This window comes from Frankia sp. CcMO1 (assembly GCF_977945845.1).
This window is the reverse complement of record NZ_CDWTMG010000303.1, coordinates 3,422-5,331: the sequence shown is the minus strand read 5'-3', so window position 1 is coordinate 5,331 and position 1,910 is coordinate 3,422. Positions and strand designations below refer to the sequence as shown.

The following is a 1,910-nucleotide window of genomic DNA, read 5'->3' as shown; positions in this document are numbered from 1 at the left end:
GCTGTGGGCCGCCCGGGCCGCCCGGTGCGGTGTCGGCCGGGCTGCCGCCGGTTCCCTCGGTGGGGCCGGCCTGGCCGGTGCGGGCGGCGGCCAGGCCGTGGTAGATCTGTTGGAGATCCGAGGTCAGGGCGCGGGCCCGGTCCACCGGCGCCTCCTCGTTGATGGCCTGGCGGGCGTCGGTGACCAGTAGGTCGGCGCGGGCCTTCTCGTGTGGCGGGGCGGCGTCACCGAGTTCGGCCAGCAGCCGTTCGACGCGGTAGGCGACCGAGTCCAGCTCGTTGCGGGCGTCGATCGCGGAGCGTAGCGCCTTGTCGGCGGTGCGGTTACGCTCCGCCTCGGTGATCATCCGTTCGACCTCTTCCTTGGGGAGGTTGGAGGTTTCACTGATCGTGATCGACTGCTGGGCTCCGGTGTCCTTGTCGCGGACGGTGACGTTGAGGATGCCGTTGGCGTCGATGTCGAAGGTGACCTCGATCTGCGGTTCGCCGCGGGGCGCCGGGCGGATGTTTTCCAGGCGGAAGCGGCCGAGTACCCGGTTGTCGGCGGCGCGTTCGCGTTCGCCCTGCAGTACCACGATGTCCACTGCCGGCTGGTTGTCCTCCGCGGTGGAGAACACCTCGGAGCGTCGTACCGGGATCGTGGTGTTGCGTTCGACGATTTTTGTCATCAGGCCGCCGCGGGTCTCCACCCCGAGGGAGAGCGGGGTGACGTCGAGCAGGAGCACGTCGGAGATCTCGCCCTTGAGCACCCCGGCCTGGATCGCCGCGCCCAGTGCGACGACCTCGTCGGGGTTGACGCTCATGTTCGGTTCCTTGCCGCCGGTCAGCCGCCGGACCAGTGCCTGCACCGCGGGCATCCGGGTGGCGCCGCCGACGAGGATCACCTCGTCGAGGTCGTCGGCGCTGACCTTGGCGTCCTCCATCGCCTGGCGGACCGGTCCCATGGTCCGTTCGACCAGGTCGGCGGTGATCTGTTCGAAGGTGGAGCGCATGACCGTGGTGGTCAGGTGCCGCGGCCCGGTGGCGTCGGCGGTGATGAACGGCAGGTTCACCTGGGTCTGGGTGACCGAGCTCAGTTCGACCTTGGCCTTCTTCGCGGCCTCGAACAGCCGTTGCAGCGCCTGGGGGTCCCGGCGCAGGTCGACGCCCTGTTCCCGGTGGAACCCGTCGGCGAGGTAGTCGACCAGCCGGCGGTCGAAGTCGTCCCCGCCCAGGTGGCTGTCCCCGGCCGTGGCCCGGACCTCGACCACCCCGTCGCCGACGTCGAGGATGCTCACGTCGAACGTGCCGCCGCCGAGATCGAAGACCAGGACGGTCTCGTGGCCCTTCTTGTCTAGCCCGTACGCCAACGCGGCCGCGGTCGGCTCGTTGATGATCCGCAGCACGGAGAGCCCGGCGATCCGGCCGGCGTCCTTCGTCGCGGTGCGCTGCGCGTCGTTGAAGTAGGCCGGCACCGTGATGACCGCTTCGGTGACCTTCTCGCCCAGGTTCCGCCCGGCGTCGTCGGCCAGCTTGCGCAGCACCAGCGCGCTGATCTCCTCCGGCGCGTAGAGCTTGTTCCGGATCTTGAACCGGGCGGCGCCCTCCGGGCCTGCGACGACGTCGAAGGCGACCGCTTTGGCCTCCTCGGTCACCTCGTCATAGCGGCGGCCGATGAACCGCTTGGCCGAGTAGATCGTGCCCTTCGGGTTCAGGATCGCCTGCCGTCGCGCCAGCTGCCCGACCAGGCGTTCACCGCTCTCGGTGAACGCCACCACCGACGGTGTCGTCCGCGCATCCTCCGCGTTCGGGATGACCCTCGGCTCGCCACCCTCCCAGGCGGCGATCACCGAATTGGTCGTCCCCAGATCAATGCCGACTGCCTTCGCCATCGAATGCTCCTCCAGAAGCGAACCTCACACATATGGGGAC

General features: G+C 69.4%; 1 protein-coding gene. It reads right to left on the bottom strand.

The features are described from left to right. A partial coding sequence (gene dnaK / locus AC08OU_RS22535; protein ID WP_476605727.1) for a molecular chaperone DnaK occupies positions 1 to 1,870 on the bottom strand: 1,870 nt, incomplete at its 3' end. Between the last annotated feature and the right edge of the window lie 40 nt (positions 1,871 to 1,910).